The sequence below is a fragment of the Microbacterium sp. Nx66 genome, from assembly GCF_904066215.1.
Classification (GTDB): Bacteria; Actinomycetota; Actinomycetes; order Actinomycetales; family Microbacteriaceae; genus Microbacterium; species Microbacterium meiriae.
Genome location: NZ_LR880474.1, coordinates 1108749 through 1135145, shown reverse-complemented (window position 1 = coordinate 1135145; position 26397 = coordinate 1108749). Strand labels below are relative to the sequence as shown.

The 26397-nt window shown below is 71.2% G+C and carries 26 protein-coding genes and 1 tRNA gene; 12 read left to right on the top strand and 15 right to left on the bottom strand.

Features of this window, described 5'->3' with window-relative positions; genetic code table 11:
- Positions 1-2: 2 nt before the first annotated feature.
- Positions 3-1049 (bottom strand): 4-hydroxy-3-methylbut-2-enyl diphosphate reductase, encoded by a 1047-nt coding sequence (locus MICNX66_RS05320; RefSeq protein WP_187664117.1) that lies wholly within the window; start codon positions 1047-1049, stop codon positions 3-5.
- Positions 1050-1149: 100 nt separating this feature from the next.
- On the opposite strand from MICNX66_RS05320, the gene xseA reads away from it, so the two are divergent.
- The 6 genes from xseA to MICNX66_RS05290 all read left to right on the top strand — a co-directional run bounded on the left by xseA (position 1150) and on the right by MICNX66_RS05290 (position 6514).
- Positions 1150-2427, top strand: coding sequence for an exodeoxyribonuclease VII large subunit (xseA, locus tag MICNX66_RS05315; protein ID WP_187663601.1), 1278 nt, complete (start codon positions 1150-1152; stop codon positions 2425-2427).
- Positions 2428-2463: 36 nt separating this feature from the next.
- Positions 2464-2697: an exodeoxyribonuclease VII small subunit gene (locus tag MICNX66_RS05310; protein ID WP_187663600.1), complete on the top strand. Its 234-nt coding sequence runs from the start codon at positions 2464-2466 to the stop codon at positions 2695-2697.
- On the top strand, positions 2694-3338 hold the full coding sequence (locus MICNX66_RS05305; RefSeq protein ID WP_187663599.1) for a DUF4245 family protein: 645 nt from the start codon (positions 2694-2696) through the stop codon (positions 3336-3338). Before MICNX66_RS05310 ends, MICNX66_RS05305 begins: the two co-directional genes overlap by 4 nt.
- A complete protein-coding gene (locus MICNX66_RS05300) occupies positions 3335-4009 on the top strand; it encodes a carbonic anhydrase (protein WP_187663598.1) in 675 nt (224 codons plus the stop codon). Before MICNX66_RS05305 ends, MICNX66_RS05300 begins: the two co-directional genes overlap by 4 nt.
- A complete protein-coding gene (locus tag MICNX66_RS05295; RefSeq protein WP_187663597.1) occupies positions 4006-5400 on the top strand; it encodes a class II fumarate hydratase in 1395 nt (464 codons plus the stop codon). The genes MICNX66_RS05300 and MICNX66_RS05295 overlap by 4 nt, the downstream gene beginning before the upstream one ends.
- A gap of 277 nt (positions 5401-5677) precedes the next feature.
- A complete protein-coding gene (locus tag MICNX66_RS05290) occupies positions 5678-6514 on the top strand; it encodes a DUF559 domain-containing protein (RefSeq protein WP_187663596.1) in 837 nt (278 codons plus the stop codon).
- A gap of 426 nt (positions 6515-6940) precedes the next feature.
- On the opposite strand, the gene MICNX66_RS05285 is transcribed toward MICNX66_RS05290, so the two are convergent.
- From MICNX66_RS05285 to MICNX66_RS05275, 3 genes are all read right to left on the bottom strand, one after another.
- Entirely contained in the window at positions 6941-8323 is a 1383-nt protein-coding gene (locus MICNX66_RS05285) for a PhoH family protein (protein ID WP_187663595.1), read from the bottom strand.
- A gap of 158 nt (positions 8324-8481) precedes the next feature.
- A complete protein-coding gene (locus MICNX66_RS05280; protein ID WP_187663594.1) occupies positions 8482-9612 on the bottom strand; it encodes an aminotransferase class V-fold PLP-dependent enzyme in 1131 nt (376 codons plus the stop codon).
- A gap of 34 nt (positions 9613-9646) precedes the next feature.
- Positions 9647-10426: an isoprenyl transferase gene (locus MICNX66_RS05275; RefSeq protein ID WP_187664116.1), complete on the bottom strand. Its 780-nt coding sequence runs from the start codon at positions 10424-10426 to the stop codon at positions 9647-9649.
- Between the two features lie 96 nt (positions 10427-10522).
- Here MICNX66_RS05275 and trhA point away from each other — a divergent pair, with 96 nt between their 5' ends.
- Positions 10523-11254 (top strand): PAQR family membrane homeostasis protein TrhA, encoded by a 732-nt coding sequence (gene trhA, locus MICNX66_RS05270; protein WP_187663593.1) that lies wholly within the window; start codon positions 10523-10525, stop codon positions 11252-11254.
- Between the two features lie 7 nt (positions 11255-11261).
- Here trhA and MICNX66_RS05265 read toward each other — a convergent pair whose 3' ends face one another.
- The gene (locus tag MICNX66_RS05265; protein WP_187663592.1) at positions 11262-11549 is read right to left on the bottom strand and encodes a hypothetical protein; all 288 of its coding nucleotides are present in this window, start codon (positions 11547-11549) and stop codon (positions 11262-11264) included.
- A 68-nt stretch (positions 11550-11617) separates the two neighbouring features.
- On the opposite strand from MICNX66_RS05265, the gene MICNX66_RS05260 reads away from it, so the two are divergent.
- Both MICNX66_RS05260 and greA read left to right on the top strand, forming a co-directional pair.
- The gene (locus MICNX66_RS05260) at positions 11618-12004 is read left to right on the top strand and encodes a DUF4307 domain-containing protein (RefSeq protein WP_187663591.1); all 387 of its coding nucleotides are present in this window, start codon (positions 11618-11620) and stop codon (positions 12002-12004) included.
- A 97-nt stretch (positions 12005-12101) separates the two neighbouring features.
- A complete protein-coding gene (gene greA / locus MICNX66_RS05255) occupies positions 12102-12593 on the top strand; it encodes a transcription elongation factor GreA (protein ID WP_136051615.1) in 492 nt (163 codons plus the stop codon).
- A gap of 66 nt (positions 12594-12659) precedes the next feature.
- Here the strand turns inward: greA and ilvA are convergent, their stop codons facing one another.
- A complete protein-coding gene (ilvA, locus tag MICNX66_RS05250) occupies positions 12660-13889 on the bottom strand; it encodes a threonine ammonia-lyase (protein WP_187663590.1) in 1230 nt (409 codons plus the stop codon).
- Complete coding sequence (locus MICNX66_RS05245) at positions 13886-15082, bottom strand: AI-2E family transporter (protein ID WP_187663589.1); 1197 nt, start codon at positions 15080-15082, stop codon at positions 13886-13888. The genes ilvA and MICNX66_RS05245 overlap by 4 nt, the downstream gene beginning before the upstream one ends.
- A gap of 85 nt (positions 15083-15167) precedes the next feature.
- Here MICNX66_RS05245 and MICNX66_RS05240 point away from each other — a divergent pair, with 85 nt between their 5' ends.
- Positions 15168-16427 carry a winged helix-turn-helix domain-containing protein gene (locus MICNX66_RS05240; protein ID WP_187663588.1) on the top strand — a complete coding sequence of 420 codons (1260 nt, stop codon included), beginning with the start codon at positions 15168-15170 and terminating at the stop codon, positions 16425-16427.
- The gene (locus MICNX66_RS05235; RefSeq protein WP_187663587.1) at positions 16424-17323 is read left to right on the top strand and encodes an Rv0361 family membrane protein; all 900 of its coding nucleotides are present in this window, start codon (positions 16424-16426) and stop codon (positions 17321-17323) included. Before MICNX66_RS05240 ends, MICNX66_RS05235 begins: the two co-directional genes overlap by 4 nt.
- A gap of 9 nt (positions 17324-17332) precedes the next feature.
- Here the strand turns inward: MICNX66_RS05235 and MICNX66_RS05230 are convergent, their stop codons facing one another.
- From MICNX66_RS05230 to MICNX66_RS05220, 3 genes are all read right to left on the bottom strand, one after another.
- A complete protein-coding gene (locus MICNX66_RS05230) occupies positions 17333-17899 on the bottom strand; it encodes a LemA family protein (RefSeq protein WP_136051621.1) in 567 nt (188 codons plus the stop codon).
- 88 nt (positions 17900-17987) lie between these two features.
- Complete coding sequence (locus MICNX66_RS05225) at positions 17988-19301, bottom strand: D-arabinono-1,4-lactone oxidase (RefSeq protein ID WP_187663586.1); 1314 nt, start codon at positions 19299-19301, stop codon at positions 17988-17990.
- Positions 19298-20542, bottom strand: a complete 1245-nt coding sequence (locus MICNX66_RS05220) for an alanine racemase (RefSeq protein ID WP_187663585.1) — start codon at positions 20540-20542, stop codon at positions 19298-19300. The genes MICNX66_RS05225 and MICNX66_RS05220 overlap by 4 nt, the downstream gene beginning before the upstream one ends.
- Positions 20543-20606: 64 nt before the next feature.
- On the opposite strand from MICNX66_RS05220, the gene MICNX66_RS05215 reads away from it, so the two are divergent.
- Positions 20607-20679, top strand: a tRNA-Leu gene (locus MICNX66_RS05215).
- A gap of 4 nt (positions 20680-20683) precedes the next feature.
- On the opposite strand, the gene MICNX66_RS05210 is transcribed toward MICNX66_RS05215, so the two are convergent.
- From MICNX66_RS05210 to MICNX66_RS05190, 5 genes are all read right to left on the bottom strand, one after another.
- A complete protein-coding gene (locus MICNX66_RS05210; protein WP_187663584.1) occupies positions 20684-21538 on the bottom strand; it encodes a cation-transporting ATPase in 855 nt (284 codons plus the stop codon).
- Between the two features lie 199 nt (positions 21539-21737).
- Entirely contained in the window at positions 21738-22820 is a 1083-nt protein-coding gene (locus MICNX66_RS05205) for a hypothetical protein (protein WP_187663583.1), read from the bottom strand.
- A gap of 163 nt (positions 22821-22983) precedes the next feature.
- Entirely contained in the window at positions 22984-24495 is a 1512-nt protein-coding gene (locus tag MICNX66_RS05200; RefSeq protein WP_232089201.1) for an NAD(P)/FAD-dependent oxidoreductase, read from the bottom strand.
- 25 nt (positions 24496-24520) lie between these two features.
- On the bottom strand, positions 24521-25840 hold the full coding sequence (locus MICNX66_RS05195; protein WP_187663581.1) for a S8 family serine peptidase: 1320 nt from the start codon (positions 25838-25840) through the stop codon (positions 24521-24523).
- On the bottom strand, positions 25837-26379 hold the full coding sequence (locus MICNX66_RS05190; protein ID WP_187663580.1) for a DUF501 domain-containing protein: 543 nt from the start codon (positions 26377-26379) through the stop codon (positions 25837-25839). The genes MICNX66_RS05195 and MICNX66_RS05190 overlap by 4 nt, the downstream gene beginning before the upstream one ends.
- Between the last annotated feature and the right edge of the window lie 18 nt (positions 26380-26397).

Genomic DNA, 26397 nt, shown 5'->3' with positions numbered 1-26397 from the left:
CGCTACGCACCCCCTCCAGCGGAGGCGCGGCCGCCGAGGGCGCGCGCGTCGCGCTGACCCGCGGCATCCTGACGGAGCTCCTTCGGCAGCGAGAACATGAGGTCCTCCTCCGCCGTCTTGACCTCTTCCACGTCGCGGTACCCGGCATCGCCGATCGCGTCGAGCACCTCGCGCACGAGAACCTCGGGCACCGACGCACCGCTGGTGACGCCCACGGTCTCCACCCCGTCGAGCCACTCCTGGCGGATCTCCTCGGCGTAGTCCACGCGGTAGGCGGCCTTGGCGCCGTACTCGAGGGCGACCTCGACGAGCCGGACGCTGTTGGACGAGTTGGCCGATCCGACCACGATCACGAGATCGGCGCCCTGGGCGACCTTCTTGATGGCGACCTGCCGGTTCTGCGTGGCGTAGCAGATGTCGTCGGACGGCGGGTTGTGCAGCTCGGGGAAGCGCGTGCGGAGCCTGTTCACCGTCTCCATCGTCTCGTCGACCGAGAGCGTCGTCTGCGACAGCCACACGACCTTCGACGGGTCCTTCACCTGCACGGTGTCGGCCTCTTCCGGCGAGTTCACGACGGTGACGTGGTCCGGGGCCTCCCCCGCGGTTCCCTCGACCTCCTCGTGGCCGTCGTGGCCGATGAGCAGGATCTCGAAGTCGTCCCGGGCGAAGCGCACGGCCTCGCGGTGGACCTTGGTGACGAGCGGGCAGGTCGCGTCGATCGCGTGCAGGCCGCGATCCGATGCGGCATTGACGACGGCCGGGGAGACGCCGTGCGCGCTGAAGACGACGTGCGCCCCCTCGGGCACCTCGTCGACCTCTTCGACGAAGATCGCGCCCTTGGCCTCCAGCTCCGTCACGACGTGGATGTTGTGCACGATCTGCTTGCGGACGTACACGGGGGCGCCGTAGCGCTCGAGCGCCTTCTCCACAGCGACCACCGCGCGGTCCACCCCTGCACAGTATCCGCGGGGGGCGGCGAGCAGGACGCGCTTGTGTCCGGGCACCGGGTTATCCTGAAGCCGCCCGGCCGCGGCGCGCACTCGTGGGATGCGAGGAGCGGGAAGATGAACGGCAGTCGAAGTCACCCCTCGATTCTACCGTCGCGCGGCTGGACGGGGCCGGTGAGCGCGCGGGCAGGAACGGGAGCAGATGACAGTCTTCGAAGCGGCGACAGGACCGGGCGAGACGCCGCCGGCGGATGCCGTGGCCCCGCGCGACTCCACCGCCCAGGCGCCGACGTCCGTGGCCCGACTGAACGCCACCATCCGCGACTTCGTGGCCCGCTGGAACACGGTCTGGGTCGAGGGCGAGATCACCTCGTGGAACGTCCGCGCCGGGAACGTCTTCGCCCGCCTCAAGGACACCCGCTCCGACGCGCAGATCTCCATCCGCGTCTGGTCGAGCGTGCGCGGCCGCATCCCCGCCGACGTGGGTGTGGGCGATCACGTCGTCGCCGCCGTCAAGGCCGACTACTTCGTCCGCTCCGGCGACTTCAGCTTCGCGGTCTCCGCCATGAAGCACGTCGGGCTCGGCGACCAGCTCGAACGCCTGGAGCGGCTGCGCGTGCAGCTCCGCCAGGAGGGCCTCTTCGACCCCGCCCGCAAGAAGCGCCTGCCGTTCCTCCCCCACGTCGTCGGCCTCATCACCGGCGAGCGCTCCGACGCCGAGAAGGACGTGCACCGCAACGCCGAGCTGCGCTGGCCGCAGGTACGGTTCAAGACCGCGTACGCCGCCGTGCAGGGCGACCGCTGCGTGCCGGACACCCTGGCCGCGTTGGCCCGTCTCGACGCCGACCCCGAGGTCGACGTCATCATCATCGCGCGCGGCGGCGGCGACCCGCAGACCCTCCTCGGCTTCAGCGACGAGCGCCTGGTCCGCGCCGTCGCGGCGGCCTCCACGCCGGTGGTCAGCGCCATCGGCCATGAGAACGATCATCCCCTCCTCGACGACGTCGCCGATCTGCGCGCGTCGACGCCGACCGACGCCGCCAAGCGCGTCGTTCCGGACGTCGGGGAGCAGCGCGCGCTCATCGCGCAGCTCCGGTCCCGCGCCACGACGCGCCTCACCCAGCGCCTCTCGCACGACATCGCCCAGCTGGAGCAGCTGCGGTCCCGTCCCGTGCTGCGCTCGCCCGCTCCGATCATCGACACGCGCGCGCAGGAGACCTTCCTGCTCCTCGCCCGTGGCCGCGACGCGGTCACCCGGCAGCTCGACGACGCCGGCCGCCGGACCAGCGAGTTGCGCGCCTCACTGCGCGCCCTGTCCCCCGCCGCGACCCTGGCCCGCGGCTACGCGATCGCACACCTCGAGGGCGGTGTCATCCTCCGCGATGCAGCCGATGCGCCCGCGGGCAGTGCGCTGACGCTCACGGTGGACCGAGGGTCGTTGGCGGTGCGCTCGGAGGGCGAGATCGCGGAGGACGCCTGAGCGGGAGGCGTCCGAGGCACGACGTAGGATGGAGGAGTGAGCGCCGTGAACGACACCCCCGTGGACACGCTGTCGTTCGAGGCGGCCCGTGACGAGCTCGTGCGGGTCGTCGCCGAGCTCGAACAGGGGGCACCGACCCTCGAGCACTCGCTCGCACTCTGGGAGCGCGGCGAGGCCCTGGCCGCCCGTTGCGAGGAGTGGCTGCTCGGCGCGAAGCGCCGGCTCGAGGCCGCTCGCACCGCCACCGCCGACGAGAGCGACGCGTCATGAGCAAGGGCCCCGCGATCAACGCCGACCTCGGTCGGCCGGAGACACCTGACGAGACCGCCGCGCGCAAGGCCGCGTCGAGCAAGGCCTATCGGTCGAGCCAGACGGTCCGCAATCTCGTCGCCGCCCTCGTGGTGACCCTCGCGGTCGTCGTCGTCATCATCGCGCTCGTCCCCCGCGGTGAGCCGGTCGCGGCGAAGCCGATCGACGTGGCCGCCATCGCCGCCGACGTCGAGTCGTCCATGGGCAGCCCGGCGATCGTTCCCGAGACGGACGAGTTCTGGCGGGTGAACGCGGCGGAACTCCAGAGCGGAGCCCCCGTGGTCTGGGAGGTCACCCTCGCGCCCGCGGCGCAGGATGAGCGCGGATTCATCAAGCTCGCCCAGGCGTTCGACGCCGATGCCTCCTGGGCCCCGCAGCGGCTGAACGGCGTCGCCCCGACCGACACCGTGCGCATCGGCGGCCGGGAGTGGGACGTCTACCAGCCCGGCTCCGCCAGCGCCGAGGCGAACGTCACCTATGCCCTCGGCACCCAGGCCGGCGACGACTACGTGCTCCTCTACGGCTCCCGCTCCGCGGACTCCACCGCCGAGCTCGCGGAGTCGCTCATCCCCCAGATCCGCACCGTCTCGGAGGCCCGATGACCCACCCGCTGACCCCCGCCGCCGCCTGGAAGCAGATGCAGGACGGCAACCGTCGCTTCGTCCGCGACGAGCCCCAGCACCCGAACCAGAACGTCGACCGTCGCAAGGACCTCACCGCGGCCCAGCACCCCGTCGCGACGCTGTTCGGCTGCTCGGACTCCCGTCTCGCCGCCGAGATCATCTTCGACCTCGGCCTCGGCGACCTCTTCGTCGTGCGCAACGCCGGACAGGTGATCGGCGAGTCGATCGTGGCGAGCCTGGAGTACGCGGTCGCCGTTCTCGAGGTGCCGCTCATCGTGGTCCTCGCGCACGACTCCTGCGGTGCGGTGCGTGCCGCCATCGACGGCACGGCCATCGACGCCGACCCGCTCCCCCCGCACATCTGGAAGCTCATCGCGCCGATCGTCCCTGCCGCCCGCAAGGTCCTCGCGGAGAGCGGCGGCGGCACGGTGGCCGACATCGATGCGGAGCTCGTCGGCCGCGAGCACCTGCGCAACACCGTCAACGACCTGCTGCAGTCGTCCGAGATCATCAGCAACGCCGTCGCCGAAGGCCGTCTCGGCATCGTCGGCGCCAACTATCGTCTGGCCGAGGGCGAGGCAGCGCCCGTCGTCACGGTCGGCATCGAAGCCGAGGGGATCGACCCCGCAACCAAGGAGGGTTCGGAATGACCGACACCGAGTACCGCATCGAACACGACACCATGGGTGAGGTGCGAGTGCCCGTGAACGCGCTCTACGGGGCGCAGACACAGCGCGCCGTGGAGAACTTCCCGATCTCCGGCAAGGGCCTGGAGTCGACGCAGATCGCCGCACTCGCGCGTATCAAGAAGGCCGCCGCCCTGGCCAACAAGGAGCTCGGCACCCTCGACGGCGCCATCGCCGATGCCATCGCGCAGGCCGCCGACCAGGTCGCATCCGGCGCACACGACGGCGAGTTCCCGGTCGACACCTACCAGACCGGCTCCGGCACCTCCTCGAACATGAACATGAACGAGGTCCTGGCGACGCTCGCGAGCCGCATCCTCGGATCGACCGTGCACCCCAACGACCACGTGAACGCCTCGCAGTCGTCGAACGACGTGTTCCCGACCTCGGTGCACATCGCGGTCACCCAGGCGCTCATCGACACCCTGATCCCCGCGCTCGACCACCTCGCGGTCGCGCTCGAGGCCAAGGCGGAGCTCTGGAAGGACGCGGTCAAGTCCGGCCGCACGCACCTCATGGACGCGACGCCCGTCACGCTCGGCCAGGAGTTCGGCGGCTACGCCCGCCAGATCCGTCTGGGCATCGAGCGCGTGCAGTCGGCGCTCCCCCGAGTGGCCGAGGTGCCCCTGGGCGGCACCGCCGTCGGCACCGGGATCAACACTCCCCTCGGATTCCCGCAGAAGGTCATCGAGCTGCTCGCGGCCGAGACCGAGCTGCCGATCACCGAGGCGAAGGACCACTTCGAGGCGCAGGCGAACCGCGACGGTCTCGTCGAGGCTTCCGGCGCGCTCCGCACGATCGCCGTGTCGCTCACGAAGATCAACAACGACCTGCGCTGGATGGGCTCCGGCCCCAACACCGGTCTCGGCGAGCTGCACATCCCCGACCTGCAGCCGGGGTCGTCGATCATGCCGGGCAAGGTCAACCCCGTCGTGCCCGAGGCCGTGCTCATGGTGTGCGCGCGGGTCATCGGCAACGACGCCACGGTCGCCTGGGCCGGCGCCTCCGGCTCGTTCGAGCTGAACGTCGCCATCCCGGTCATGGGCACCGCGGTGCTCGAGTCGATCCGTCTGCTGTCGAACGCCTCGCGGGTGCTCGCGGACAAGACGATCGACGGCCTGCAGGCGAACGTCGAGCGGGCGGCGGCCTTCGCGGGTATGAGCCCGTCGATCGTGACGCCCCTGAACAAGCTCATCGGCTACGAAGCCGCGGCGAAGATCGCCAAGCACTCTGTCGCCAAGGGCATCACGGTGCGCGACGCCGTGATCGACCTCGGCTACGTCGAGCGCGGCGAGCTCACCCTCGAGCAGCTGGACGAGAAGCTCGACCTGCTGTCGATGACCCACCCGGGCTGATCCACGCTCGAAGACGGATGCCGCGAGGACCTCGGTCCCCGCGGCATCCGTCGTTTCCGGCACCGTCCCGTTCTCCGATCCCGTTTTCCGTCCGTCTCGGTTCCCACCTCGGATGCACGACCACGTTCCGTCTGCACGACGGAATCCCCGGATCAGGACTACCCGCGGCTCCGGATCGTGCAGGTGACTCTTCCTCCACGGATCCCCGGACATCCCGACTCGTCCCCACGACGTCCTTCGGCCCCCGCCGTGACGCCGGAGGACGCAGAATCGGCGAGTGCTCGATCCCGTCTCGACCGTTCACCGTCTCGGAGGCATCGCCCGCGGTCGCGACCTCGGGGCTTTCGGAATCTCCCGCTCCGCCTTGTCCCGCGCGGTGCGCGCCGGCCGGATCCATCGGGTCCGCGCGGGGGTGTTCGCCACCCACGACCTCGACGCGACGGTGCTCACGGCGGCTGCCCACGGAGGGGCCATCAGCTGCGGCACCGCGCTACGTGCCCACGGAGTCTGGGTGCTGTCGGAGAGCGATGCGCCGCACGTCTGGCTCGGGCGCAACGGCCGCGCGCACCCGCACATCGAGTGCCGGTGCATCCCGCATCATTTCGAGGGACGCACCCGGTTCGGCATCGTGGCTGTCGAGGACGCGCTCCGGCATCTGCACGCCTGCGAGGGTGACGAGTCGTTCTTCGTCTCGTTCGAGTCCGCCTGGCGCCTGGGTCTGATCGGCAGCGCGTCACGAGCCCGGATCCGCGCCGCGCTGCCCCGGTCCGCGCGTTGGCTCGTGGACTTCGCCCGTTCCGACGCGGACAGCGGTCTGGAATCCCTCCTGCGCCTCCGTCTCCACATCCTCGGCGTGCACCTCGCGACGCAGGTCTCGATCCCCGGTGTCGGCCGCGTCGACTTCGTGGTCGACGGCCGACTCATCATCGAGGTCGACGGCCGGGAGCACCACGGTGCTCCCGAGATGCGCCACCGCGATCTCTCCCGCGATGCTGCGGCATCGCGACTCGGGTACGAGACGCTGCGCTTCGACTACGCCCAGGTCGTGCACGACTGGCCCATGGTCCAGGCTGCGATCGAAGGGGCTCTGCGCCGGGCCCGCGACCGCGTCTGACCGCGGTTCCTCCCGCACGGCCCTGTTCCGCCCGCACGGCCCCGTTCCACCTGCACGACCTCGTTCCGCGTGCACGACCCCTCTGGCCCCGGCAGCCGGCCGACGGACCAGGATCGTGCAGGTGTCGCTACCGACGTCCGAGGGCCCGCGGGACGGATGCACGAGCTGGATACGCCTGCACGACGGAACACCCCTGATCGACCCACCACTGTCGTCGGATCGTGCATCCGGGAGATCGTGTATCCGACGTGACCGTGCATCCACCCGCTCGTGTGACGTGACGTCCGGACCTCCAGGTGCACGAGCCCGACATGGATGCACGATCGAAGAGGCCGGTGGGGCCAACAGGCGGGACGAGATCGTGCGGCCGGGACGCGATCGTGCGGGCGGGCCCGGGTCGTGCAGAGCCCGCCCGCACGGATCGGGTCAGCTGAGCTCGCCGCCCTCCAGGAGGTCCGTGACGAGGGCGGCGATGGCGGAGCGCTCCGAGCGGGTCAGCGTGACGTGGCCGAAGAGGCCGTGTCCCTTGAGGGTTTCGATGACACTCGCGATGCCGTCGTGCCGACCGACACGGAGGTTGTCGCGCTGCCCGACGTCGTGGGTGAGGATCACCCGGGAGTTCTGGCCCATCCGGCTGAGCACCGTGAGCAGCACGTTCCGCTCCAGGGACTGCGCCTCATCCACGATCACGAAGGCGTCGTGCAGGGACCGTCCGCGGATGTGGGTGAGCGGCATGACCTCCAGCAACCCGCGCTCCACGACCTCGTCGATGACGTTCCCGGAGACGACGGAGCCGAGGGTGTCGTACACCGCCTGGCCCCAGGGGTTCATCTTCTCCCCCTGGTCGCCCGGGAGGTATCCGAGCTCCTGGCCCCCGACGGCGAACAGCGGACGGAACACGATGATCTTCTTCTGCTGCTGCCGCTCCAGCACGGCCTCCAGACCCGCGCACAGCGCCAGCGCGGACTTGCCGGTGCCCGCGCGTCCGCCCAGCGACACGATGCCCACCTCGGGGTCGAGGAGCAGATCGATCGCGATGCGCTGTTCGGCGGAGCGCCCGTGCATGCCGAAGATGTCCCGGTCCCCGCGGACGAGCCGGAACTCGCCGTCGCCGGTGACCCGACCGAGGGCCGATCCGCGCTCGGAGTGGATGATGAGGCCGGTGTTGACGGGGAGCCCGTGCACGTCCTCACTGATCCCGACCTCGCTCTCATAGAGGTCGCTGATGTCATCGCCGGAGAGGTCGAGGGGGGCGATACCCGTCCAGCCCGAGTCGACGGCCTGCTCCGCGAGATACTCCTCGGCACGCAGCCCGAGGGACGCGGCCTTCACCCGCATCGGGAGATCCTTCGACACGATGGTCACGTCCTGGCCGTCCTGCGCGAGGTGCATCGCCACGGAGAGGATGCGGCTGTCGTTGTCACTGAGGCGGATGCCGGCCGGGAGCACCGAGAGGTCGGCGTTGCCGAGCTCCACGCGGAGGGTGCCGCCCTCGCCGACCTCCACCGGGAAGTCGAGGCGGCCGTGCTCGACGCGGAGGTCGTCGAGGTGACGCAGCGCCTGGCGGGCGAAGTAGCCGATCTCCGGGTCGTGCCGCTTGCCCTCGAGTTCGGTGATGACGACCACCGGGAGCACCACGGAATGCTCCGCGAAGCGGAAGAGCGCCTGCGGATCGCTCAGCAGGACCGAGGTGTCGAGGACGTAGGTGCGCAGATCCTGATCGGGTTCTGCGGCCGCGGCCTGTCTCGTCGTCTGACGGGTGGACTGCTGCGCGGTGCTGGTGGACTGCTGCGCTGAACGTGTGGTCACGACCCACTCCCGACCCGGGGATTCCCGGCTATTCGAACGAGTCGACCAGGGGGTCACGAGTCGCGAACCTGAGGCCGACCCGACCGGGCGCCTTGCCCGATGCCTTGAAGGTACGACCGCCCGGGCGTTTTCCACGGACAAGACACGCCAGCGATTCGTTACGGGACGATGAACGATTCCTTGCCGAACGCGCCGAGGGTCTCATCGAGCAGTGCGAGGGTCTCGGCGTCGGTGCCCGCGTGCGGTGCGACGCGGATCGACTCGCCACGCGCCGTGACGACCAGTCCGGCGTTCGCGAGGGCCGCCGCGAGCCGAGCGGGTTCCTCGGGTGCGAGGGCGACGATCCCCGCGCGCTCGGTGCGGTCGCGCGGGGAGACGACGGCGATCCCATGGCGGTCGGCGGTCTCGATCACCGCGTCCACATGCGCGGAGACCCGCTCTTCGATGGCCGCGACACCGGCGTCCCTGACATCACGTGCGCCGGTTGAGAGCCGGCCGGCGGCGAGCGTGTCCGGCACGCTGATCGTGTACGCCTTCGCGTCCGGTGCCGGGGCGGGCAGCTCGTCGACGAAGAGTCCGCTCGCCGTCGTCCCGGTGATGCCGGAGAGCACGGGCGCGATGCGCTCGCGCGCCTGCGGCGAGAACCAGGCGAACCCGGTGCCCCGGCCCGCGCGCAGCCACTTGTACCCGTGCCCGACGACGACGTCCGCGACGCTGTAGTCGGCGTCGATCACACCGAAGGACTGCACGGCATCGACGATGAGGAGGCGATCAGGGCCGAGGACGTCACGCAGCGCGGCGAGGTCGGCACGGTAGCCGGTGCGGAAGTCGACGTGGCTGACGGCGAGGGCGACGACCTCGTCGTCGAGGACAGCACTGACGGCGTCGGGAGTGACCCGTCCGTCCTCGGGCGTGATCCACCGTGGTGTGACCGCGCGGCCGGACGCGGTCGCCGCGCGCTCCAGAGTGAGGCTCACACTCGGGAACTCCGCCGTGCTCGCGACGACCGCGCCGGAGACCCCGTAGAGCGCGTGCATGAGGCCGTGCGTCGACGACGGCTGCAGCGTGACCTCCGCGGCGTCCGCGCCGAGGAGTTCGGCGATGACCTCCTGCGCCTGCCCGATCCGCTCTCCCACGAGGGCCAGCGACGACGGCCGACCGCTGCCGAGCAGGTCCGCGTCCGCGAACACCTCGGCACGGACCGAGGGTGACACGGGGCCGAACGCCGCCCAGTTCAGGTACCCGGGCTCGGCGTCGAACGTTCCGATGTAGTCGTCGAAGGAGCTCACTGCGTCATTGTGACACGCGCGCGCGGTTCCCGGATCAGCGTCCGAATCGGCGGTCGCGGTCGGCGTAGTCGCGGATCGCGCGGAGGAAGTCGACCTGGCGGAGGTCCGGCCCCAAGGCCTCGACGAAGTAGAACTCGCTGTGCGCGCTCTGCCACAGCAGGAAGTCGCTCAGCCGCTGCTCGCCGCTTGTGCGGATCACGAGGTCGGGGTCGGGCTGGCCGCCCGTGTAGAGGTGCTCCCCGATCATCTCCGGAGTGAGGTGCGCCGCGAGGTCTTCCAGCGTGCCACCCGATGCCTCATGCTTCGTGATGATGCTGCGCACCGCGTCGACGATCTCGTTCCGGCCGCCGTAGCCGACCGCGAGGTTCACGTGCAGTCCGGTGTGGTCCTTCGTCCGCTCCTCCGCGTCGGCGAGCACCCGTGCCAGTTCGACGGGGAGGATGTCGGAGCGGCCGACGTGCTTGACCCGCCAGTTCCCCTTCTGGGATAGCGCCTCGGCGAGCTCCGCGATGATCTCGATGAGATCGGCGAGCTCGGCCGAGTCACGTTTGCGGAGGTTGTCGCTGGACAGGAGGTAGAGCGAGACGACCCGTACCCCGAGCTCATCGCACCAGCCGAGGAACTCCTGCATCTTGGCCGCCCCCGCACGGTGTCCTTCGGCCGGGGTGTCGAATCCGAGCTGCCGCGCCCACCGGCGATTGCCGTCGATCATCATCGCGACATGGTGCGGAACGGAGGCCGGATCGAGCTGACGACGCAGCCGGCTGGTGTACAGCCGGTACAGCGGTCCCCGCCCCGGGCTCTCGCGTGACATCACCCACCTACGCTACCCTGCCCCGGTCTTCCGCGCCGGTGCAGAACCTGGGGACATGTACGGGGCGGGGCATGCGCAGCCGCTTAGAGTGAGCACGTGAGCACTTCCGACCAGACCGGCGCCGACGTCCCACAGCTGCCGCTGCTCGAAGCCGCGGCCGCCGATGCGGCGACCGAGATCAAACCGACCTGGCGCGGCTGGATCCACGCCGGCACGTTCCCCGTCGCGCTCGTCGCCGGCATCATCCTCGTCGTCGTGTCGCAGGGCGCCGCGGCGAAGTGGGCCGCGGTGGTCTTCATGGCCACCTCGCTGCTGCTGTTCGGGAACTCGGCCGTGTACCACCGCTTCAACTGGCGGCCGCGGGTCAAGGGCATCCTCAAGCGGATCGACCATGCGAACATCCTGCTGCTCATCGCCGGCACGTACACGCCGCTCGCGACCCTGGCGCTGCCGCCGGCGAAGGGCGTCCTGCTGCTGACGCTGGTCTGGAGCGGAGCCCTGCTCGGCATCCTCTTCCGGGTGTTCTGGATCCACGCGCCGCGCTGGCTCTACGTCGCGCTGTACCTACTGCTCGGCTGGGCCGCGGTGATGTACATCGTCGACCTGCTCGACGCCAACGTCGCCATGATGGTCCTCGTGATCGTCGGCGGTCTGCTCTACACGGGCGGCGCCATCGTCTACGCGCTGAAGAAGCCGAACCCCTGGCCCGGACACTTCGGCTTCCACGAGATCTTCCACGTGTGCACTGTTCTGGCGTTCCTGTGCCACTGGACGGCGTGCCTGCTGATCGCCCTGCACCCGCTGTCGCCGTCGCTCGGCGCGCCCTGAGCCGGGGTCAGCGCTCGCGCGGCTCCTCATCGGACGCGGCCGGAGCTTCCGGTGCGGTGCGACCGTCGTCCGCGGCGTTCTCGGCGGCGCGGGCGGCTTCTTCCGCGTCGAGCTCCTCGCGGACCTCTTCGCGGTACCGCACCCGGCGGATCCGGCGGTTCATGTCCCAGATCAGCAGGATCACGGCGATGAGCACGAAGACGATCACCGCGAAGCCGGCGAAGCCCGGCGTGACCGACTCCGGAGCCACCGTCATCGACGGTGTCGGCATCGGAGTCTCGGAGAGGAAGCGCATGAATCGGCCTTTCGTACGCAGGTCGCATAACCTGGTAACACCAGCCTAACGACCGGAAGACCCCACCTGTGACGACCGCCCTCCAGCTCGACGAACGCTACGGCCGCACCCGCCGCCGTCGGTGGCCGTGGTTCCTCGCCGGGGCCGTCGCCCTGCTCCTCCTCGCCGCCCTCGCCTGGTCCACCGTGAGTCAGTCGATGAGCTCCGTCGATGCCGACGACCTGGGCTTCGAACTCGTGGACGAGCATGCCGTCGACCTCCGCTTCCAGGTCACCGGCGTCCAGGGCAAGGACGTCGTCTGCGTGCTCGAAGCCCTCGACGAGGAGTTCGGTGTCGTGGGCTGGAAGATCGTGGAGATCCCGGCCGGAGACGCCCACTCGCTCACCCGTGCGGAGCGCATCCCGACCGTCGCGGAGGCCACGACAGGTTTGGTGAACACCTGCTGGGTCGCCTAGACTGATGCCAGACAGACGACGCCCCGGCACCGTGCCGGGGCGTCTTGGCATATCCCCCGCGGCATCTCGGCGGGATCCCGATAGAAGGAGCTTCGTCATGTCCACCGATGCTCAGGTCCCCTTCCTCACGCAGGAAGCCTACGACCGGCTCGTCGCCGAGCTGGAACACCTCTCCACCGTCGGCCGCGACGAGATCGCCAAGCGCATCGAGGCGGCCCGCGAGGAGGGCGACCTCAAGGAGAACGGCGGCTACCACGCGGCGAAGGACGAGCAGGGCAAGCAGGAGGCGCGCATCCGCACCCTGGAGGCGCTGCTGAAGACCGCGAAGGTGGGCGAGGCTCCCGCCAGCCGCGGCATCGTCGAGCCGGGCACTGTCGTGACCGCGGTCGTCGCGGGCGGCGAGGAGGTCTTCCTCCTCGGCAGCCGCGAGATCGCCGCCGCCGGCAGCGACCTCGACGTCTACAGCGAGGCCAGCCCGCTGGGCCAGGCGATCCTCGGCCTCAAGGTCGGTGAGTCCTCGTCGTACGAGGCGCCGAACGGCCGCTCGATCAGCGTCGAGATCGTGAAGGTCGAGACCTACACGGGCTGACGCCTGTTCGTCACGACGCACCCCCTCGACCGCGACGGTCGAGGGGGTGCGTCGTATCGGGCGGACTCAGTCCGGGACGACGATGGGCGCGAACCCGGCGCGACGGAGGGTGTCCAGCGTGTGGGCCGAGTGCTCCGCCCCGCGGGTCTCCACGCTCAGTTCGAGGATGACCTCGCTGATCTGGAGTCCGTGGCCGTGACGGGTGTGCATGGCCTCGATGACGTTCGCTCCCGCCTCCGCGATGAGCTCGGACACGCGGGCGAGCTGACCCGGACGGTCGGGTAGCGGGATGCGGATCGTCAGGTACCGCCCGGAGGCCGCGAGGCCGTGCGACACCACCCGCTGCAGCAGGAGCGGGTCGATGTTGCCGCCGGACAGCACCGCCATCGTCGTGCCGGTCGCCGACACGCGTCCGGAGAGGATGGCGGCGACGCCTGCCGCACCGGCCGGCTCGACCACGACCTTCGCCTGTTCCAGGAGCACGAGCATCGCGCGCGCGAGGTCGTCGTCGGAGACCGTGACGACCTCGTCGACGAGCTCCTTGATGATCTCGAACGGCACGGCGCCCGGTCGCGCGACGAGGATGCCGTCCGCGATGGTGGGGCGCGTGACGATGTCGACCGGCTCCCCGGCCGCCAGCGACGGCGGGACGGCGGCCGCGTTCTCCGCCTGCACGCCGATCACGCGGATCGTGCGACCGAGTTCCGCGGCCTTGGCCTTCACCGCTGCGGCGACGCCGGCGATCAGCCCGCCGCCGCCGATCCCGAGGACGACGGTGTCGATCTCGGGCGCATCCTCCAGCAGTTCCAGGCCGAGTGTGCCCTGCCCGATGACGATGTCACGGTGATCGAAGGGATGGATGAGCACGGCACCGGTGCGCTCCGAGAACTCGGCGGCCAGGCGCAGCGAGGTGGCGACCGTCTCCCCCTCGAGCACCACGTCCGCGCCGTACCCGCGTGTGGCGAGGAGCTTCGGAACCGGGACCCCGAGCGGCATGAAGATCGTCGCGGGGATGCCGAGTGCCTGGGCGGCCAGGGCGACGCCCTGTGCGTGGTTCCCGGCCGAGGCCGCCACGACGCCGCGGGAGCGCTCCTCCGCGCTGAGCCGGGAGAGGCGGTAGGCCGCACCGCGGATCTTGAAGGAGCCCGTGCGCTGCAGGTTCTCCATCTTCAGCAGCACCGGGGCGCCGAGCGCATCGGACAGCGCCCGCGAGGGCAGGGTCGGGGTGTGCGAGATCACCTCAGCCAGACTTCGAGCCGCGTCCTGGAACTCGGTCAGGCTGGGGACTGCGCTCATCGATTCCTCCGTCTCCGCTCGCGCGGAACTGTGCTCCAGATCAGGTCTCCGCTCGGCCCGACGCCGGTGCGCCAGGATCCCGAGCTGATGGTCACCGCCGCCACGTTCACGAACGCGGCCAGCGGAACGGCGAAGAGGGCGCCGGGGATCCCCGCGATCATCGCGCCGCCCGCGACCACGAGGACGACGGCGAGCGGGTGCACCTTGACGGCGGAGCCCATCATGATCGGCTGCAGGATGTGACCCTCGATCTGCTGCACGGCCAGCACGACCACGAGCATCCAGAGCGCGATCCACGGGCCGTTGTAGACGAGCGCGAGGAACACGGCGACCGCACCGGTCACGACCGCACCGACGATCGGGATGAACGAGCCGAGGAACACCAGGACGGCGACGGGCAGCGCGAGCGGGACCTGGAGCAGGAAGGCACCGAGGCCGATGCCGATCGCGTCGATCGTCGCCACGAACAGCTGCGTCCTGGCGTAGTTGACGATCGTCGTCCAGCCGTTGCGCGCGGCACCGTCGACAGCGGGACGGGCCTTCCGCGGGAAGATCCGGAGCGTCCAGCGCCAGATACCGGCGCCGTCCGCGAGGAGGCAGATGAGGATGAACAGGGACAGCAGCGCCCCCGTGGCGACGTGCCCCACGGTGGTCCCGATCGCGAGGGCCCCCGTCCAGAGGACCTGCGCCTGCTCGCTGATGAAGTCGAGGCCCTGCTGCAGATAGTCCGCGATCTGCGTGTCCGACAGACTCAGCGGGCCCTCGTGCAGCCAGACCTGGAACTGGTCCAAGGCCTCGGTCGTGCGCTGCTGCACGTCGGGGAGCTGGGCGCGCACCTGCCACACCACGAGCCACATGAGTCCCGTGACGATCGCCGCGGTGCCGATGAGCGAGACGGCGATCGCGAGCCAGCGCGGGAACCCGTGGCGCAGCATCCAGGAGAACGCCGGCCACAGCAGGGCGGTGATGAGGATCCCGACCATGAGCGGGATGACGAGGAGCTTGAGCAGCATCACCAGCCAGATGAAGACGCCGATGGCCGCTGCGATGAGCAGCAGGCGCCAGGCGTAGCTCGCCGTGATGCGCAGAGGCAGCGGCACCGCTTCGTCGGCTTCGGTGGTCACGGTCCGGTCGGTCACCACGGGGCGCGGACGGAACAGATCGCGCAGCCGGGGTCGCTGGTCCTCGCTCATCGCCTCAGTCTACGGTCATGCCGTATGCCGTTCGACGCATCTTGCGCGCGGCGACGATGTCGGATACCGGGGATACGCTGGCGGCGTGACCGACACCCTCAGTCCCGCTCAGGCACGCCGGATCGCCCTCGCCGCCCAGGGCTTCACCCGCGCACGTCCGGCCACCGTCTCCGGGCGCCATCTGCACCGCGTGATGGACCGGCTCGGCGTGCTGCAGATCGACTCCGTCAACGTGTTCGCCCGGTCGCACTACCTCCCGCTGTTCTCCCGTCTCGGCGCCTATGATCCCGCGCTCCTCGACCGCCTCTTCCTGTCCCGCACGACCCATTACGTGGAGTATCTCGCCCATGAGGCGACTTTCATCCCCGTCGAGGACTGGCCCCTGTGGCGGTTCCGCATGGACGACTTCCGGCGACGCTGGTCCGCGGAGGACTCCTGGCTCCGCTCGAATGCCCGGACGGTGGAGTGGGTGCAGGACGAGCTTCGCGCGCGCGGACCCCTGCGCCCCGTCGACCTCCGTGCCGATGCCCCGCGCGAGCGCGGCACCTGGTGGGACTGGGACGAGGTCAAGCTCGCTCTCGAGCATCTGTGGCGCACGGGCGATGTGGCCGTGAGCGGGCGGCGGGGGTTCGAACGCACGTACGCCCTCGCCGAGCAGGTCATCCCGGACGGCATCCGGTCCCGGGAGATCCCGCGGGAGGACGCCATCCGCGAGCTCGTCCGGCGTGCGGCGCGCTCCAGCGGCGTCGGCACCGCGGCCGATCTCGCGGACTACTACCGTCTCCGCGACCGCGCTGCGGTGACGGCGGCGATCGCCGACCTCGTGGACACCGAAGAGGTGCAGCCGGTGAGCGTCCGCGGCTGGGAGCGTGGTGGCAGACCTCTCCCCGCCTGGCGGCACCGGGACGCCGTGCTCCCACGCCGGGTCGAGACCGCCGCCCTGCTGACCCCCTTCGATCCGGTGGTGTGGTTCCGGGAACGCGCGTTGCGGGCATTCGAGCTCGACTACCGCATCGAGATCTACGTCCCGGCTGCGAAGCGCCGCTACGGCTACTACTCGCTGCCCGTGCTCGTCGGCGACCGGATCGTGGCGCGCGTCGACCTCAAGGCCGACCGCGGCACCTCGACCCTCCAGGTGCAGTCGGCGTGGTGGGAGCCGCAGGCTCGCCCGGGTGATGCCGAGGCGATCGCCGCGGAGCTCCTGCGGGCCGCGCAGTGGCAGCGCCTCGAGCAGGTGTCGGTCTCCGGGTGGGGCGATGCGACCGCAGCCGTCCACGCGGCGCTCGCCTCGACCGCGCCGGGCGTGGTGCGGCGTCATGTCCACGTGCGCGAGGGTGTCGCATGACCCGTCGTCACCGGTGGCTCCTGGCCGGTCTCGTCGCGGTCGTCGCCGTGGCGGCAGGGGTGTGGTGGGGTGTCTCCACGCTCCGCTCGCCCACCCCGGAAGAGGCCGTGCGGGACTACCTCCGGGCTCTGGAGACGGGCGATCCGGAGGCGGTCACGGCGACCGGGACCGCGGTGTCCGACCGCGCCCTCGCCGCCTTCGCCGGGGCAGCCTCGACCATCGAGGACGCCCAGGTCACGGGGGTCCGCGACAGCGACGGCGAGGCGTCAGCGACCGTGACGTTCCGGCTCGACGGGGACGAGCACGAGGCTCGGCTGAGGCTGGATCAGGAGGACGGGCGCTGGGTCGTCGACGCCTCCGGCCTCGGCACGCTCCGCGCCACGACGACGGTCGGGACGGCCGTGCAGGTCGGCGACGCCGTCCTCCCGGTGGCGGAGGATGCGGCGCTGCTGCCTGCCGTGTATCCCGTGGCGGCCGCGCCCCTGACGCTGCTGACGGGGACGACCGAGGCCGTCGTGCTGCCCGGCGGCGACGCCACGGCGACAGTGACCGCCGCGCTCCGCCCCGAGGCGACCGAGGCCGCGCAGTCGCAGCTCGAGGCCTACCTGGAGACCTGCACGGCCGGTGGAAGCGCGATTCCCGAGAACTGCGGCATCCGGATCCCCTGGGGCACGGAGTTCCGAGAGGTCTCCGATGTCGCCTTCCGCGTCGAGCGGTTCCCGATGGTGACCCTCACCCCGACGACGTTCGCCGCCGACGACGGCGTCCTCGAGGCGACGGTGACCGGCACCGGACAGAACGGGACGACGCGGTCGGTCACCTATCGCAGCACCGCATGGAGCGTGCGCGGAGGCGTCGAGATCACCGCAGACGAACTCGCCCTCACCGTGTGGTGAGGGCGAGGATCAGAACTGCACGCGCGGCGGCTCGGAGATGGCGCCGCTGTCGGCGACCTCGAAGAACTCGCGCTCCGTGAAGCCGAGCCCCTTGGCGAAGAGGTTGTTGGGGAACACCTTGATCTTCGTGTTCAGCTCCCTCACCCCGCCGTTGTAGAAGCGCCGCGCGGCCTGGATCTTGTCCTCGGTGTCGACGAGGGCCTGCTGCACCTGCAGGAAGTTCTGGCTCGCCTGAAGCTGCGGGTAGGCCTCGGCCACGGCGAAGAGGCTGCGCAGCGCCTGCTGCAGGTGCCCTTCGGCGATCCCCGCCTCACCGGGGCTGCCGGCGGAGAGGGTCTCGGCACGGGCGCGGGTGACGTTCTCGAACACCGCCTTCTCGTGCGAGGCATAGCCCTTGACCGTCTCGATGAGATTCGGGATGAGGTCGGCACGGCGCTTGAGCTGGACCGTGATGCCGCTCCAGGCTTCGTCCACGCGGACGTTCAGCTGCACCAGCGAGTTGTACGTCGCCCAGAGATAGACGCCGACGAGCAGGATCACCCCGACGACGATCAGTACCGGCACGAGCCATTCCATCAGTGCCCCACCCTTTCCCGTGTTTCTCTCATCCTAGACGCGGTGCCTGCACGTGGACTGGGGACTCGGCAGCTCGCCGGCCCGCGCATCAGCTGCCCAGAACCCGCTCCAGGTACCGGTTCGTGAACCGGCGCTCCGGATCGAGGCGGTCGCGCACTGCCACGAAGTCGTCGAAGCGGGGATACCGGTCACGCAGGGTCTCGTGCGTCAGCGTGTGCAGCTTGCCCCAGTGCGGGCGGCCGCCGTGCGCCAGCATGATCTCCTCCACCGCGCCGAAGTACACGGTCGGGTCCGCCCGCCAGTACCGGTGCACCGCGATGTACGCGGTCGCGCGGTCGTGCGCCGTCGAGAGCCAGCGGTCGTCCGCCGCCGCGAACCGCACCTCCACGGGGAATTCGATGCGCCAGCCGCGCTGTGCGATGAGCTCCTGGAGGGCGCGGAACGCCGGCACGACCTCGGCGGCCGGCAGCGCGTACTCCATCTCGCGGAACCGCACGGTCCGACTCTGGGTGAGCACGCGGTTCGACAGGTCGGTGTACTCCCGGTCCCCGGTGAGCCGCACGGCGAGCCGGTTGAACGGCGGCGTGATCGCCGGGACGGCCTGTCCCGCCGCGCAGACGACGCGGTACACGCCGTTGGCGAGAAGGGTTTCGTCCACCCACCGGCCCACGATCGGCAGAGGCTTTCTCCGCGTCGACTCGGGCAGCCGCGATTGCCGCTTGGTCAGTGCCACGTCGGTGTGCGGGAACCAGTAGAACTCGAAGTGGTCGGCCGCGGCGATGCGTTCGTCGATCGTGGAGAGCACCTCGTCCAGGGGCACCGGCTCGTCGATCGCATGCATCACGAACGTCGGCACGCACTGCAGCGTCACCTCGACGATGATGCCGAGCGCACCCAGCCCCAGGGCGACCGCCGGCAGCAGCTCGGGACTGTGCGCCTCATCGATGCGGAGGAACTCCCCGTCTGCGGTGATGAGGGTCACCCCCACCACCTGCGTGGCGAGACCGCCGAAGCCGGCGCCGGTCCCGTGCGTGCCCGTGGAGATCGCGCCCGCGATGGATTGCCGGTCGATGTCGCCGAGGTTCTCCATCGCGAGACCGTAGCGCGCGAGCAGCCCGGGGATGCGATGCAGCCGCGTGCCGGCGAGGAGCGTGACGTGTCCGCTCGCGACGTCCGCCGAGACGAGGCCCTGGAGATCGTCGAGTTCGAGGAGCACACCGGGCGCGACGGCGATCCCGGTGAAGCTGTGACCGGCGCCGACCGCTTTGATCGTCAGCCCCTGCCGCGCCGCTGCCCGCACGGCGCGCTGCACGCCTTCGGGGCTGCGCGGGCGCTCGACCCGGACCGGGCGGACGGACGCCGATCGGCCCCAGTTCTGCCAGGTGCCGCCGATCCTCGTCACAGGAACGCCTTCCCCTCGCCGCGATACGTCGGCAGCTCGTCGACGACCTCGTCGCCGGAGACGAGGTGGTAGGCGGCGATGCGCTCTGCCGGTTCGCCGCTCTTGGCGTGACGGAACCAGACGCGATCGCCGACGCCCAGGGTCGCGGCGGTCGGCCCCTGCACCGGCGTCTGCACCTCTCCGGCCGCCTCCCGCGGAAGCGTGCGGAGGTTCGCCGGCCACACCGGGCGCGGCTGCCGCGAGGCGACCGCGGGACCGGAGGCGATCCAGCCGCCGCCCAGCACGGTGGCGATGTCCACCGCGGGACGGCGCACGACGTCGAAGGCGAACGCGGCGGCCGGTGCGGGCCGGAAGGACCGGTACCCGTCGAACAGGTGTCCCCCGAGCAGGCCGCTGCCCGCGCTGGCCTCGGTGAGGGACTCGTCGCTGCCGCTGAACTCGAGGGAGCCCGTCCCCCCGCCGTTGAGGAACTCGAGGGGCGTCACCGCGCCGACTGCGGAGACGATCGCCGCCCGCCGCTCCCGCAGCTCGTCACGCGACCGGGCCTGGACTCGACGGATGAGCGGCCCATCGGGGCCGGCGTCGCCCTGTCCCGCGATCTGCGCGTCGTACATCTGCAGCCCCACGAGACGGAAGCCGGGGCGCGCCGCGACCTTCCGAGCGAACGCCGCGACCTCACCGGCCGAGAAGAGGGCCGAGCGGCGGACGCCGATGTGTCCGAGCAGCGCCGATCGCCAGGACGCGTCGACGTCGATCGCCACCCGGAGCTCGGGCCGCGCCGAAGGAGCCGCAACGCTGTCGACGAGATCAAGGTGCACCGGGTCGTCGATCATGAGAGTGATGCGCTGCGCCGCCTGTTCGTCGGCGCAGAGCCGTTCGAGGGCGGCCCGGTCGACCGTCGGGTAGCCCAGCACGATGTCGTCGTGCGTCTCCGCGAGCCAGAGGGCCTCCTCCAGCGTGAACGCGAGGATGCCGCGGAAACCCGGGAGGCGCAGCACGGCATCGAGGACCGCACGCACCCGCACCGACTTCGACGCCACCCGGATCGGCAGACCGCCCGCACGGACGAGCAGGTCCATCGCGTTGTAGCGGAGGGCCTCGCGATCGATCACCGCGACCGGCGCCGGAAGATGCCCGGTCGCCGCCGACAAGCGCGGCCAGTAGCGGCCCGGGTCCTCCCATTCGGGGGCGACCGCGGGGCCGCCCGGGACGGGGCTCAGTTCGTCGGTGAGGTCGAGCACTCCCCCACCCTATGGCCTGAGCCCCGCCGGGTCACGACCCCGCCGACGATAGGCTGGCCGCGCGGCCCCCGTAGCCCAATGGCAGAGGCAGGCGACTTAAAATCGCTTCAGTCTGGGTTCGAGTCCCAGCGGGGGCACCCGTCACCGTCCGAGGATGTCGCCGATCCCGGGGATGCCGAGATCACCGAGCCGCTCCCCCCAACCGGTCGCCGCCTCGCCGAGCCCCGACACGGCCTCGCCGGCCGAGCCGAGGATCTCGTCGGCGCCGCCGGCCAGAGCATCGAGGTCGACGCCGGAGGCCAGGGCCTCGAAGTCCACGCCGAGCCCCGCCGCCTGCTCCAGGAGCGGTGCGGCCACGGTGCTCACGACGGCGCCGCCGGCCACGACGCCCAGCACGCCGACCGCCGCGCCGCCCGCAGCGACCGCGGCCCCGCCCGCACCGCCGCCGCGGACACGGGAGAGGAGTCCGCGCAGACGGCCCGGTCGCATCGCCTCGGTCCGCCCGGCCGCGCGGGCGAGGTCGTCAGGGGAGGACGAGCGCGGCCGCTCTTCCGCGGGGAGCTCGGCCCGCATGCGGGCCTCGACGTGCTCCCGCTGCGTCGGCGTGAGGCGCGTGAAGGCCTCGCGATGGATCTGCTCGATCCGGTGGGGGTCGGCCGTCTGCAGGAGGTAGTCGTACCGGGCGATGGCCGCACGGTCCGCCGCGGTGACGTCGCGCCCGCCGGCGGCACCAGGGGCCGGCGGTGGGGCGTACGTGCCCGAGGTGGACGCTCGTGCGCCACCGGGACGGGCGTCCGGAGTCGAGGAGGCGGCAGAAGGCGTGGTCGGGCGTTGCGGCTGGGGGTCCTGGGCTCGGACGGCGTCCACCGCGCTCCGGATCATCCCGCTCCAGTCCGTCGAGGGGCGAGTGCCGTCGCCGGCACGCGCACCGGGACTTCCGCCCTTCGCATCGATGGCATCGGTGGCGAGGCGGATCAGGCGGGAGAGCTTCGACATGGGGGTCCCTTCGTGGGACGGGCCGCCGTTCTCCGCGACGTCGGGCGACGACAAGGGTTCCGGGCAGCCCGCGATTCGGGTGCCAAGGTCTCCTCCACCCTCGCGGGCCAGCGGGCCGGGGCACGATGACATGCCCGTCATGACGACGTCGCTGCAGACGGGAGTACTCCCCTTGCCTTCGACACGCTAGCGAGGCGGCCTATGGATCGGCTCCACGCTCCGGCATGGGGAGGGAGCCGCCGAGGATCCCGGTCATCTCCTCATACAGCGTCTGGAACGCGTCGCGGAGCTCGGCAGCGCCATCCGGTCGCCCCGCGGCCGGTACCGCCTCCGGCAGCGTCCCGAGGGCGAGGGTCGCCGCCGCCTCCCGTGCTACCGCCGCGCCGAAGCCGTCGGACGGCCGCCCCCGATCCGATGCCAGGACGAGCTGGTCGCGCAGCACTCCCGCCACCCCGAGGAGCACGGCGGCCGCGCGCAGGTGGCTGCGAGCGACCTCCGTGCCGAGAAGGCGGTCGTGCATCATGCGTGCGAATCGGCGGGCATGCGGCGTCGGAACGTCTCGCCGCGCGCGAAGGCGCCAGCTGTCCGCCGCGCCCGGCACGGCCTCGTAGGAGAGCGGCTCTCCATCCCGCAGATGCACCACCGGGATCGAGGGCGGCGCGAGGAGCGTCTCGCGCTGCCACCAGTCCGCGGGAGCGACCGCGGCGGGGAGGAAGGCGGTGCCCGGAGCGTGCGTCCCCGGCCGGTCGGGCTGCACGAGATCGGCGGTACTGGCGAGCAGAGCGAGGCCGCGTTCCCTCGCGAACCGATGCAGCAGCACTCCCGCAGGGGCGACCTCGCCGACCTGGAGGGAACGCGCGAACTCCGCGGCCTCGGGGAGCGGGAGCACCACGGCGACCGCCGACGGGTCGGGTCCGGGCGGCATGAGCCACGGGCGGCCGGAGAACGCCGCCACCCGGAGGGCGTGCGAGGCGTAGCCGTCTCCGGGGGTGAAGAGTCTCAGGGCCGCCCCGGGCCGTCCGGCGATCGCCTCGTGCACCTGCGCGATGAGACGCGGGTGCGGGCGCACCGCGGCGTCGAGTACCAGATGGTGGGTGGCTCGTCGTGTCCATGGCTGCCACGCCCCGGCCTCGGCGCCGACATCCGCCTCCGTGTTCGTGCGGCTGATGCGGACGAGCGCGCCGTCGAGCTGTTCCGCGAGTCGCTCCGCCCGCTCCTCGTCGCCCGCCGCCGTCCGGATCGACACACTGACGGTCGGCGACTCTCCCCCGTGCGCGCTCACCGGACCTCCTCCCAGCGTCGTCCGGGGGTGCGTGCACACGCCCTTCCCGAGCACCCTGCGAGCGTACAATGTGAGATGTTACGTCGCCAACTCTCGCCGCCCCGCGAACGGAAGAAGGCCCCGGCGCTCACGCGCTCAGGGCCTTCTCCTCAGAACCGGGTGGTCACTTCGCCGCGGCGGTCTCCGCGGAGTCCTTCGTCGAAGAGGCCGGAGCCTTCTTGGCTGCGGGCCGCTTGGCGGCCGGCTTCTTGATCTCTGCAGGCGTCTCCGCCGCGGGGGCAGCGGCCGGCTTCTCGGCGGCCGGGGCCTTCGCCGCCGGGGCACCAGACGCCGGAGCAGTGTCCGCGGGTGCGGCGGGACGCGGGCGGGCGGCGAACTCCTCGAAGACGTAGCGAGGGTTCTGCACCGTCTGCAGGTTCACGAGGTCGCGGCCCAGCCACAGGTTGTTCCACCAGCCCCAGAGCACGCGCCACTTGCGCTCCCACGTCGGCATCGCGAGGCCGTGGTAGCCGCGGTGCGCGAGCCAGGCGATGAAGCCCTTGAGCGCGATCTTGCCGGACTGGAAGACGCCGTTGTACAGACCGAGGCCCGCGACAGCGCCGAGGTTCTTGTGGAAATACTCCTTAGGGCTCTCGCCACGGAGCACGGCGACGACGTTCTTGGCCAGGAGCTTCGCCTGACGCACGGCGTGCTGGGCGTTCGGGACGCAGAAGCCGCCCACGCCGCCACCCGAGAGGTCGGGGACGGCCGAGACATCACCGGCGGCCCAGGCGCCCTCGACGAACGCCTCGGGCGTACCGACGCGGAGGTCGGCACGGGTCTGGATGCGACCGCGCTCCTCCACCGGCAGATCGCCGCCGCGCACGACGGTCGGGTTGGCCATGACACCGGCGGTCCAGACGATGACGTCCGTCGGGATGACCTCGCCGGTCGAGAGTTCGACGTTGCCGTCGATGGCACCGGTGACCTGTGTGTCGAGGTGGACGTTCGCGCCGCGCTTGGCGAGGTCCTTGAGAACCCACTCACTCGTCTTCAGCGAGACCTCGGGCATGATGCGCCCCATGGCTTCGATGAGGTGGAAGTGCGTGTCCTCGAAGCTCAGCTGCGGGTACTTGCTCACCAGCGAGGAGGCGAGCGAGCGGAGCTCCGCGAAGACCTCGATACCCGCGAAGCCACCGCCGACGACGACGACGGTCAGCAGGCGGTCGCGCTCGGGGCCGGCCGGGAGGGAGGCGGCCTTGTCGAAGTTCGACATGACCTTGTCGCGGATCGCGACGGCCTCTTCGATCGTCTTGAGCCCGATGGCGTTGTCGGCGATGCCCGGGATCGGGAACGTGCGCGAGACGGCGCCCGCGGTGACGACGATCTGGTCGTACGCGAACTCGTACGGCTCGCCGACGGGCGGCGTGATGGTGGCCACCTTCTGCGCGTGGTTGATGTTCGTGACCTTGGCGGTGAGCACGTGCGTGCGCTTCAGGTGACGGCGGTGCGCGACGACCGAATGCCGGGCCTCGATCGATCCGGCGGCGACCTCGGGGAGGAACGGCTGGTACGTCATGTACGGCAGCGGGTCGACCATGGTCACATCGGCCTCACCCTTGCGCAGGTGCTTCTCGAGCTTCCACGCGGTGTAGAAACCCGCGTACCCTCCGCCGACGATCAGGATCTTGGGCACAGTGCTGTTCTGAGGCACAGAAGAACTACTCCTCGGAGTCGGGATTGTGGCGTACGGGAACGCGCGCCGATCGGATGCGCCGGGCAGCTGCGGTGACGCCAAGCGCTACCAGGATACCAGGGACCGTGAGGGCGATGAGCGGCAGGGTACCGTAGCGCAGGGAATCGGCGCTGGGAAGCAGCGGTGAACCGGGCTCGGTCGGTGCATCCGCATCCGGCAGCGGCGGGATGTCCACGGGGGCGAGGGTGGGCTCGGGGGTCGGCGCGCTGTCCGCGCGGCGGAACAGCCGCACCCATTCGGCAAGGTCGCCCATCGGGTTCTCGCTGACGGTCGGGATGTTCGCCGAGATCGCCGCGTCCGCGTCCACGAGCCCGAAACCGTACAGCGGGTCGCGTGGCTTCTGCGCATCGGCCACCGGCATCGCCGTCTTGATGATGCGGTTGATGACGTCGTTGGCCGAGATGTCGGGATGCGCCGAGCGGATGAGTGCGGCGACACCGGCCACGATGGGGGCCGCGCCGCTGGTCCCGCTCCAGGAGACGACCTCGCCGTCCGCGGACACGCCGAGCAGGCCCTCGCTCGGCGCCGAGATGCCGATGGTGATGCCCTGGGTCGAGGCCTCGATGCTGGCCGTTCCGGTCTGGTCGACACCGCCGACCGTGAGCACGCCGGGGATCGTGGCGGGAGCGCCGATGATGTTCGTGCCGCTCCCCCGGTTGCCGGCCGCGACGACGACCACGACATCGTGCTCGAAGGCGTAGAGGAACGCGTCGTCCCAGCTCTCGTCCCAGTCGAGGGTGTTCGTCGTGAACGACAGGTTGATGATGTCGGCGCCGTGATCGACCGCCCATCGGATGCCCTTGGCCACCTGCTCGGTGAACGGCACGGCCGCCGCGGCGCCGAAGCCGACCGAGACCGAGAGCAGGTCCGCCTCCGGTGCGACGCCGATCATCCCGGTGCCGTCGGGCTTGCCTCGCCCGGCCGCGAGCGACGCGACCCAGGATCCGTGGTTGCCGTCCACCGCACCGAGCGGCGTGCGGCCGTCGGGGGTGCCGGCTCCGGACACGTCGGTGCCGCCGACGACCGCCTCGCCGAAGACCTGCGGCACCTTGCCGATGCCCGTGTCGATGACGGCGATGGTCACGCCCTCGCCGCGCGTGGTCTGCCAGGCCTCCCTGATGCCGGCGCCGTCCAGCCAGTACTCCGCCGCGCGGATCGGGTCGGCGGGGTCGTCGGCGACCGGCGGCGGCGTGGGGGTCGGCGTGGCGGTCGACCCGAGGAGCAGGACGGATGCCGCCACCGCCACGAGGGCGACGGCGCCGCGCAGCACCCGCCGCCGCGTCATGCCGAGCGTGCCGGATCGTCGCGGAGGGCGGCGCCGGGCTCCTCGCAGCGGCACACCTCGGGAGACCAGGAGCTGCGGGCGAGCGCGGCGTCGCCGATCGGGTTCACACCGGCACCCGCCGCCAGGGCGTGCCCGGCGAGCGCGTGCAGGCACTTCACCCGCGTGGGCATGCCTCCGGCAGAGATCCCGTCGATCTCGGGCACCTCGCCGAACTGCGCCCGGTCCGCGAGATAGGCCTCGTGCGCCGCCTGATAGGCCGCGGCCACGGTCTCGTCCTCGGCGAGCAGCCCCGCCAGCTCGGGCATGACCTGGTTCGCCTCGAGCGTGGACATCGCCGCCGTCGCGGCCGGGTGCGTCAGGTAGTAGAAGGTGGGGAACGGCGTGCCGTCCGGCAGGCGCGGAGTGGTGGCCACCACCGTCGGGTTGCCGCACCGGCAACGGGCCGCGATGCCGACGACTCCGCGGGCGGGCCGTCCGAGCTGGGTCGACACGACGGCGAGCTCGGCGGAAGTGGGCGCGGGGAACGGCGGAGTGGTCACCCCACCAGCGTAGGGGAG